The organism is Pseudomonas spirodelae, from assembly GCF_034653255.1.
Taxonomy (GTDB): domain Bacteria; phylum Pseudomonadota; class Gammaproteobacteria; order Pseudomonadales; family Pseudomonadaceae; genus Aquipseudomonas; species Aquipseudomonas spirodelae.
In genome coordinates this window covers 209244-217818 of sequence record NZ_JAYEET010000048.1, presented here as the reverse complement: position 1 = coordinate 217818, position 8575 = coordinate 209244, and the positions used below count along the sequence as shown (strand labels likewise).

The window sequence follows — 8575 nt, the reverse complement described above, 5'->3', positions numbered from 1 at the left end:
GGAGCGAAAGCGTAAGGGCGGCCAAGAACCGGAGGACGATGAGCCGTTCTGATTTCATGGCGACGACGGCCTGCTACATGGCTGCGTGTGGCAGGTCTTAAACAACTGAACTGGGCTAGCGAAGGAGTGGGGGCAACAGCAGCTGCGCTGGTAGACTTATCCACAGTTGCTGGTAACAAAATCAGCAATCCGCCCTGGGTCAAATTTCAATCGGCAGGGTGGGTCAATTTTCCATCAGCGCCAACAGTACCGGGTTCAGAAGCTGATGGAGATGATCAAACACAGTGAAAAGACCATCGTGTTTTGCGCCAAGCAAGAGCACGCACTGGAAATTCGCAACCTGATCAACCAAATGAAGACCAGCACTGAGCCAGATTACTGCGTACGTGTGACCGCTGATGATGGTGCACGTGGCGAACAATACCTGCGTGATTTTCAGGATAACGAGAAGACCATCCCGACCATCCTGACCACCTCGCAAAAGCTTTCGACCGGCGTAGATGCGCGCAACGTGCGCAATATTGTGCTGCTGCGACCTGTGACCAATATGATTGAGTTCAAGCAGATCATTGGCCGTGGTACGCGACTATTCGACGGCAAGGATTACTTCACCGTTTATGACTTCGTAAAAGCCCATCATCTATTCAGTGACCCTGCATGGGATGGCGAGCCGGAAGAGCTAACAACAGGCGGTGGCAAAGGCGGTGGTGGTAGTGGCGATGGAGAGGATGAAGGCGAGGGTGGTGGAACAACTCTCCCACCAAGGCCGACACCGCCACCACGGCCACCCGTAATTGAGGTGGCTCTAAGTGATGGTTCGGTGCGCCGAATCAGAAGCATGACATCAACACTGTTTCTCGGCGCTGACGGTAAGCCAATGTCTGCTGCGCAGTTTTTGGAAAGCTTATTTGGCAATCTGCCGGAGTTCTTCAAAGATGAGGATGAGTTGCGCAGCATCTGGTGCGTGCCGGATACGCGTAAATCATTGCTGGATGGCTTGACGGAACGCGGTTTCAGCAAGGACGTGTTAGCTGAGATGCAGAGCATTATCGAGGCAGAAAAGAGCGATTTATTTGATGTGCTGGCCTTCGTGGCCTTTGCGATGGAGCCCGTCACCCGTGAGGAGCGCGCGAACAAAGCTCGCATCGAGATTCATGGTCACTTCAACGTTAAGCAGGATGCCTTCATCGACTTCGTTTTGGCGCATTACGTCAAAGAAGGAGTGGATGAGCTGGAATCTGAAAAACTCACGCCGCTGCTAAAGCTTAAATATAACAACGCGATAGCCGATGCCATCGCCGACCTTGGCAAGCCAGAGTTGATCAAGAGTGTGTTTGTAGGCTTTCAGAAGTATTTGTATCAATCGAATGCGGTGCTATGACATTTTTTAGGGGCTCTAGAATTTATATTACATTGCGAATTCTGTTATTTTATAAAGATAATCCTAGGTGACACTATCAATAAAATTTAATTATTGGGAATGATGCGTCATGGCACTACAAGCGAAAAGAGTACGTGCGGTAGGCTCTATAGCGAGCGAGCTAATAAAAAAATCTAGAGAAGCTGCCTTAGCTTCTGTGCAGATATTTAACAATCCAGCTTTGACATTCAAATCAGAAATATTTATTGTTCTTATGATGATTTCATGGACTTACTTACTCCATGCGCACTATCGTAAGAGCAAGGTTGAGTATCGCTACTTTAAAATGACAGGTAGTAGAAAAAGTTTTCATAAGACAGCAAAAGGGGCTATCAAGCACTGGGAGCTAGAGCGGTGCCTGAATGACGAAAACTCACCAGTTGATGCAAGTGCAGCAAAAAATTTACGCTTCTTAATTGGACTTAGGCATGAAATTGAACATCAAATGACAAGCCGAATAGACCAATTTTTGAGTGCTCGATTTCAAGCTTGCTGCTTAAATTACAATGACTTAATTAAAAGGCTATTTGGGGATGAGTTTGGCATCGATAAGCATTTGTCATTTAGCTTGCAGTTCTCATCACTAAACAAAGGTCAGGTCGAGATGCTATCCCAAGCAGAGGGCCTGCCTGAGAATATACGAGCGTATATTACAGCTTTTGATCTAGAACTAACAGCTGAAGAGTTTAACGATCCGAGATTTTCTTATAGGGTTTTCTTCGTTCCCAAAACAGCTAACCATAAAGGTCAAGCAGACCAAGTCATTGAGTTCATTAAGCCTGGCTCTGAAATGGCTGAAGGCATGAATACTAAATATATTCAAATTAAGGAAACTGAACGCCCTAAGTATCTGCCGACAAAAATAGTTGAATTAGTTAAAGCTGCTGGCTTTGCCAGATTTAACATGGTTGATCATACAAGAATTTGGAAAGATTCAAATGCCAAGTCACAAGGAAGAGGATATGGCGTATTAGTGGCAAACACATGGTATTGGTATGGGACTTGGCTTGAAAAAGTGATCGGGGAATGTGAGGCGCAAGGACAAAAATTTCGCTAGAGATTTTATTTATTTCGATCCGAGTCTCTCCCGAAAGTAAATATATTTTTAGTCCTGATGTCTGATTATTCCCCTTGAGAAGGGGGCTCCTATCTAATTTTAGATGTGCGAAATTGAATCTGTTCGTGTGTACTCTTAGCATCAAACTGGAAACAAAGTTTTCATCGCGGGCAAATTATAAATCCGACCGCTTCGTCCTTGATTAGGACGGCCATGTATTGGCTGCTGCCTACCAGTTTGAGGCGTGCGAGGAAGCCACGGGTAAAGCGCCCATCTCGGTTACCGAACACGGCGTGACCACGGATGGGTGAGAAATCGGTTTACAGGGCTGCTTGACTAGCATTCGCCGCAATGGCGAGCACTGCGTAAAGAACTGAATCAATCAGTGCTGGCGGAACTCTAGGCTTATCTCCTGAGTGATTTTCCATAAACAGCGTCAATTCCACTCAATCAGATCATCCATATCGGCAAAAAGCAGCCAATCCGGTTGCGATGAAAATAGTCCTAGCTGGTTATTGTTGCGCAGGCACTAACCGTAGATGACTGATTCGTAAAGAATTTTAGGGTTCTCATCCTTGACGGAATTCTCCATTTAGCTGGTGTACGACAGGAGTCACAGCAAACGAACACACCCTGCATAGCTATTATTTAACATAATATACATTATGCGAAACCTCTAGATAGGAAGGCAAGCGTACTCCGCTGTGCTTTGCGCCATACACAATCTGCTATCGAGCTTACGGTTTAGAGAAAAACACTTAGGACCGAAAATTAAACGCTTAGCGTTTCGGGGCATGCATTCAGTAACCTCCCCAGCTAAATCACACCGCACTAATGCCACGCCGCTGTAAGTTCAACTGACAATGCCATCGTGTTCGGTTTGGCGATGAACATCGCATCTGCACGAGGCTCATTGCCTGTGCAGTCGCTGCGTAAACTCATCCGCCTGCCACGTCGCTTCTAAGCTTATTCCATAAAATTATTAATGATTTCATTGATATAGGGCTTTTCGGTAATCAGAATGCGCCTCGCTAATCCCATTTCATGCGACTTGCTTGCCGCGCTTTTGACTGTTTTGGAGGTCGCATGTCCGTTACACGCCAGATCTTGTTTGCCCTCGCATTCGGCATCATTACCGGCCTGGTGTTGAATACCTGCGCCGGTGCACTGCCTGATGGCAGCGTGGCCTGGCTGGACATTCATTTATTGACCCCGGTGGGCAGCATCTTCCTGCGCTTGCTGCAGTTCGTGGTCGTACCAATGGTGTTCGGTGCTCTTATCCTGAGCCTGACAAATCACGAGCACGGCGCTGCTGTTGGCCGCCACGCCGGTCGCCTGCTGGTTGGCTACCTGCTCACCAGCGCTATAGCGCTCGCACTTGGCATGCTGGTCGCCCAATGGTTGAGCCCGGGTACTGGCGCGGTAAGCCTTGTCAGCCAAGCCCCTTTAGGTCGTCATGCCGATAGTCTGAGTCAGTGGCTGGTCGGGTTGGTGCCGAATAACCCATTCACGGCCTTGGGCAGTGGCGGTTTGTTGCAGGTTATCTTCGCCGCAGCGCTAATTGGTATTGCTATGCGGGCGTTACCGGATGACAGCGCACCGTTACGCCGGCTGATTCAGAGTGGTTATACCGTCACGCTCAAGGTGCTGGAATTCGTACTCAAACTGGCTCCCTATGGGGTGTTTGCGCTGATCACCTCGGTGATTGCCAGCCAGGGGCTGGACCTGCTTCTGCGCCTCGGTATGTATGTGGCCGGGCTGACGCTGGCACTGGCGCTCATGGCGGTTCTGTATTTGCTGCTGCTGGGCATCACGGGCGCCCGCCCGCTGGACTTCGTCAAGCATTTTGGCCAGAGCCTGGGCTTTGCTTTTGGCACGGCCAGCTCCGGCGCGACCTTGCCATTGGCGCTTGGCAATGCGCGCAGCTACGGCATGAGTGAATCCTTAGCCAGCTTTGCCCTGCCCTTTGGTACCGCCCTCAAACGCGATGGCGCAGCCGTACTACAGGGCTTTAATGCGTTATTTGTTGCCCAGTTGTTCAACATCGACATCACCACCTCGTTGTTGATCACGGTGTTCACCACGGGGCTGTTGGTCAGTTTCTCCACCGCCGGTGTGCCTGGTGCCGGACTGGTGGCCATGACGACCGTTCTGGGCGCTGCCGGCCTGCCGCTGGAAGGCGTCGCGGTTGTCGCGGGGGTTGATCGCTTTACGGATGGGCTGCGTACCGCGCTCAACGTGATGGGTAACTGCGCCAACGCCGCCTTGCTTGAGCGCCTGGATGGCCGTCATGCAGTGACGCCTGACCATGAAGAGGCTGAGCGTTCAGCGGTTTGAAGGTACTTAAAAGGAGTTGGCTTGGCCTGAAGCTGCAAGCCAAGCAAGAGCAGCTTTAAACGCAAGAGGGGTTGAAGCTCAACCCTTGTTTAGAGTGGCGTGCCCTACTCCAGATTCTGGCGTTTTTCCACCAGGCAATGGTTAAACCTGCAAGAGCACTCGGCCACGGCTCGGGCAGGTTTCCATATAGCGATGGGCGTCGATCACATTGTCGAAGCTGAAGACCTTGTCGATCAGTGGCTTGATTAAACCATCGGCTGTCAGCTGATTAATGCCTTGCACTGCTTTGGCCACCGCCACCTGATCTTGCGGAATATTCAGCTCCTCCTTGCCTGTAAAGTTACCGATGCAATGGACGAAGAACTGAATATTCTTCTGGAACGCCGCGCAGGCTGGGAATGGTGTTTCATTGCCGCCTTGCAGATCGAATAAAATCAACCGACCACGCGGTGCGATGGCATCACCCAGCAGGCACATTTGTGGCCCACCCAAGGCGTCCATCACCACATTAACGCCACGCCCATCGGTGAGCTTACTGACGCGGCTCACCAGATCCTGCTCTTCGGTAAGGATGATGTGATCGGCGCCCAGCTGTTTAAGAAACGCGCTGTCTTCGGCATAGGCCGTGGCGGCGATAACGTGGGCCCCCAAGGCTTTGCCCATCTGCACAATATAGGGGCCCCAGCAGCGGCTGGCGGCAGTGACCAAGACCGTTTCACCCGGCTGCAGATGCGCGAGTTCGACAAAACCGAACCAGCCCACCATCGATGGCAGATAGTGCACGGCCGCCTGTTGCGCGGTCAGATTGGCAGGGTAACGGACCAGAGAGCTGCGCGGTAAAACCACTTGCTCGGCGTAGCTGGGATAGCGATTGGGGCTGTGCCCTGGGAAGCTGGCAACCCGATCACCCACGGCCAGATCACTGACCCCCTCGCCAAGCGCCAACACCACACCGGCAGCTTCATGGCCGAGGCCTGCAGGCAACTGTGCCAGCGTCGGTGCCAGGTTCTGCCGCCAGAGTACGTCGTGCCAGCTGACGCCCACGGCTTCAACACCGACAAGCACTTCACCCGCTGCCGGTGCAGGGACGTTACGCTCTTCGATCTTGAGGACATCAGCCTCACCAAACTCATGGAAACGCACTATGCGGGACATCGCAAACCTCTTCGGTTGACCCATTCAGGTCGTGGTAACTGGTACGCAGGTGTGCGCTAAACAATTACAGGCGACCGCTTATGGCCACGGACTTTATCCGGGCCTGGCCAGCAATTCCACCGCTCGGGGCTGATATTCACCATGCTTGTCGATGATGATGCAATGCCCGCGCTTGATTTGCGTCTGCATATTGCCTGTAAGCGGCATTCAGCATTAGCCTGACTCGCTTGTAAAACCGCAGCCACTCACTAATGGACACCGGATGAACCGTAACGATCTTCGCCGCGTCGATCTCAACCTGCTGATCGTCTTTGAAACGCTGATGCATGAACGCAGCGTGACCCGTGCGGCGGAAAAACTGTTTCTCGGTCAGCCGGCCATCAGTGCCGCCCTCGCCCGTCTTCGCAGCTTGTTTGATGATCCGTTGTTCGTGCGAACTGGCCGCAGCATGGAACCGACTGCACGGGCCATGGAAATTGCCGCCCTGCTCTCACCGGCGCTGGATTCAATTTCCACCGCCGTCAGCCGCGCTGCTGAATTTCACCCGGCCACCAGTAATGCAGTGTTTCGCATTGGCCTGTCGGATGACGTCGAGTTTGGCCTGCTGCCGCCGCTGATCAAGCGCCTACGGGCTGAAGCGCCAGGTGTGGTGCTGGTAATTCGCCGCACCAATTACTTGCTGATGCCGGCTCTGCTGGCCTCCGGCGAAATTTCCGTCGGCGTTGCCTATACCGAAGAGTTGCCGGCCAACGCCAAGCGCAAGGTCCTGCGCCGTAGCAAACCGAAATTGCTGCGCGCCGACAGCGCCCCGAGCGCGCTTAGCCTGGATGATTACTGTGAGCGCCCGCACGCGCTGGTGTCGTTTGCCGGCGACCTCAGTGGTTTTATCGATGTGGAACTGGAAAAACTCGGGCGCAAGCGCCGCGTGGTGATCGCCCTCCCCCAGTTCAATGGCCTGGGCACCCTGCTCGCCGGCACCGACATTATCGCCACCGTACCGGACTACACCGCGGCAGCCCTCAGTGCGGCGGGTGGTGTGCGCGCTGAAGAACTGCCCATACCGGCGCAAACTTTTGAACTGCACATGGCCTGGCGCGGCGCCCAAGACAATGACCCGGCCGAACGTTGGCTGCGCTCGCGTATCCAGATGTTCTGCGGCGACCCCGATAGCGTTGAGTAGGTCGGCTAAGCACAGACCACGGCATTGCTCACATATGCGTTTGTCGATACAAGCCTGTAGATAATCAATCTGATTGATACATACCTTCGAATCGTTCGATTCGTCGCAATAGAGCCCTCGCTGCAGACTCCGCCTCCTCAAAACACCCTCTGGCGGAAGTACACATGGAACAGTCCAATAAGAACCTCTGGCATTTCCCCCTCGCCCTTGCCGCGGTGCTGGTAGTGAGCGCCTGTGGCAAAGCACCTGAAAGTGCACAGCAAATGCCTGCAGCCAAAGTCAGCGTGGCCGACGTTATCGAACAACCGATCAATGAGTGGGACGAGTTCACCGGCCGACTGGAAGCGCCAGAATCAGTCGATATTCGCCCACGTGTATCCGGTTTCGTTGACCGCGTAGCCTTCAACGAAGGCAGCCTGGTGAAGAAAGGCGACCTACTGTTCCAGATCGACCCGCGGCCGTTCCAAGCCGAAGTCAAACGCCTTGAGGCGCAACTGCAACAAGCCCGCGCCAGTTTTGCGCGCACCCAAAGTGAAGCCCGTCGCGGCGAGCGTTTGCGCCAGAGCAACGCCATCTCTGCCGAGCTCGCCGATGCCCGCGCAAGCGCTGCGGCAGAGGCCAAGGCCGCTGTAGAGGGCATCCAGGCAGAACTGGATAACGCCCGCCTCAACCTCAGCTTTACCCGCGTCACAGCGCCGATTGATGGTCGCGTCAGCCGTGCGGAAATCACCGAAGGCAACCTGGTGAATGCCGGGCAAAGCCACCTCACCACGCTGGTCAGCACCGACAAGGTCTACGCCTATTTCGATGCTGATGAGCGCGTATTCCTCAAGTATGTCGAGCTGGCACGCCAGGCCGGTGGCCAGACGCGCGATGCCAGCCCGGTGTACCTGGGCCTGTCCAGCGAAGAAGGCCATCCACACCTTGGGCAGCTGGACTTTCTCGACAACCAGGTCAACCCGCAGACCGGCACCATCCGTGGCCGAGCGGTATTTGATAACCGTGATGGGCGTTTCACGCCAGGCCTCTATGCGCGCCTCAAATTGGTCGGCAGTGGCCAGTACGCCGCCGCGTTGATCAAGGATGAAGCGGTCGGCACCGACCTCGGTAAGAAGTACGTCCTGGTACTCGATAAGGACAACGCCGTGCAGTACCGCGCCATTGAACTGGGGCCAAAGCTGGCAGGCCTGCGCATCGTGCGCAGCGGTCTGGCCGAGGGCGAGAAGATCGTAGTCAACGGTCTGCAGCGCGCCTTCCCCGGCTCCATCGTTGATCCGCAAAGCGTGCCCATGGCCGATGAAAAGACCCAGTCGCTGCTGACCGAGCAACGTCAGGCCATCGAACGCCAGAACAGCCGCCGAGTTGCTGCAGAAAGTAGCCCTGCCAACACTGCGCCACGCGGCTAATACGCTGTTATATAGGTAAA

Annotated in this window: 5 protein-coding genes and 1 pseudogene; 5 read left to right on the top strand and 1 reads right to left on the bottom strand. The window is 53.9% G+C overall.

Annotated elements, in window-relative coordinates:
• Window positions 1-235 precede the first annotated feature (235 nt).
• From SOP97_RS16625 to SOP97_RS16610, 3 genes and pseudogenes are all read left to right on the top strand, one after another.
• Window positions 236-1381 (top strand): annotated as a pseudogene (locus tag SOP97_RS16625) (type I restriction-modification enzyme R subunit C-terminal domain-containing protein); the annotation flags it as partial.
• Between the two features lie 109 nt (window positions 1382-1490).
• Window positions 1491-2477, top strand: a complete 987-nt coding sequence (locus SOP97_RS16620) for a DUF3644 domain-containing protein (RefSeq protein ID WP_322950192.1) — start codon at window positions 1491-1493, stop codon at window positions 2475-2477.
• A gap of 1086 nt (window positions 2478-3563) precedes the next feature.
• Window positions 3564-4814, top strand: coding sequence for a dicarboxylate/amino acid:cation symporter (locus SOP97_RS16610; RefSeq protein ID WP_322950191.1), 1251 nt, complete (start codon window positions 3564-3566; stop codon window positions 4812-4814).
• 141 nt (window positions 4815-4955) lie between these two features.
• On the opposite strand, the gene SOP97_RS16605 is transcribed toward SOP97_RS16610, so the two are convergent.
• The gene (locus SOP97_RS16605) at window positions 4956-5969 is read right to left on the bottom strand and encodes a zinc-dependent alcohol dehydrogenase family protein (protein ID WP_322950190.1); all 1014 of its coding nucleotides are present in this window, start codon (window positions 5967-5969) and stop codon (window positions 4956-4958) included.
• A 262-nt stretch (window positions 5970-6231) separates the two neighbouring features.
• Here SOP97_RS16605 and SOP97_RS16600 point away from each other — a divergent pair, with 262 nt between their 5' ends.
• Window positions 6232-7149: a LysR family transcriptional regulator gene (locus SOP97_RS16600; protein ID WP_322950189.1), complete on the top strand. Its 918-nt coding sequence runs from the start codon at window positions 6232-6234 to the stop codon at window positions 7147-7149.
• A gap of 164 nt (window positions 7150-7313) precedes the next feature.
• Window positions 7314-8555, top strand: coding sequence for a multidrug efflux RND transporter periplasmic adaptor subunit MexE (gene mexE / locus SOP97_RS16595; RefSeq protein ID WP_322950188.1), 1242 nt, complete (start codon window positions 7314-7316; stop codon window positions 8553-8555).
• The last annotated feature ends 20 nt before the right edge of the window (window positions 8556-8575 follow it).

Coding starts and splice junctions, on each gene's coding strand:
- SOP97_RS16620 (WP_322950192.1), top strand. CDS start 1,491: ATGGCACTACAAGCGAAAAGAGTACGTGCGGTAGGCTCTATAGCGAGC.
- SOP97_RS16610 (WP_322950191.1), top strand. CDS start 3,564: ATGTCCGTTACACGCCAGATCTTGTTTGCCCTCGCATTCGGCATCATT.
- SOP97_RS16605 (WP_322950190.1), bottom strand. CDS start 5,969: ATGTCCCGCATAGTGCGTTTCCATGAGTTTGGTGAGGCTGATGTCCTC.
- SOP97_RS16600 (WP_322950189.1), top strand. CDS start 6,232: ATGAACCGTAACGATCTTCGCCGCGTCGATCTCAACCTGCTGATCGTC.
- mexE (WP_322950188.1), top strand. CDS start 7,314: ATGGAACAGTCCAATAAGAACCTCTGGCATTTCCCCCTCGCCCTTGCC.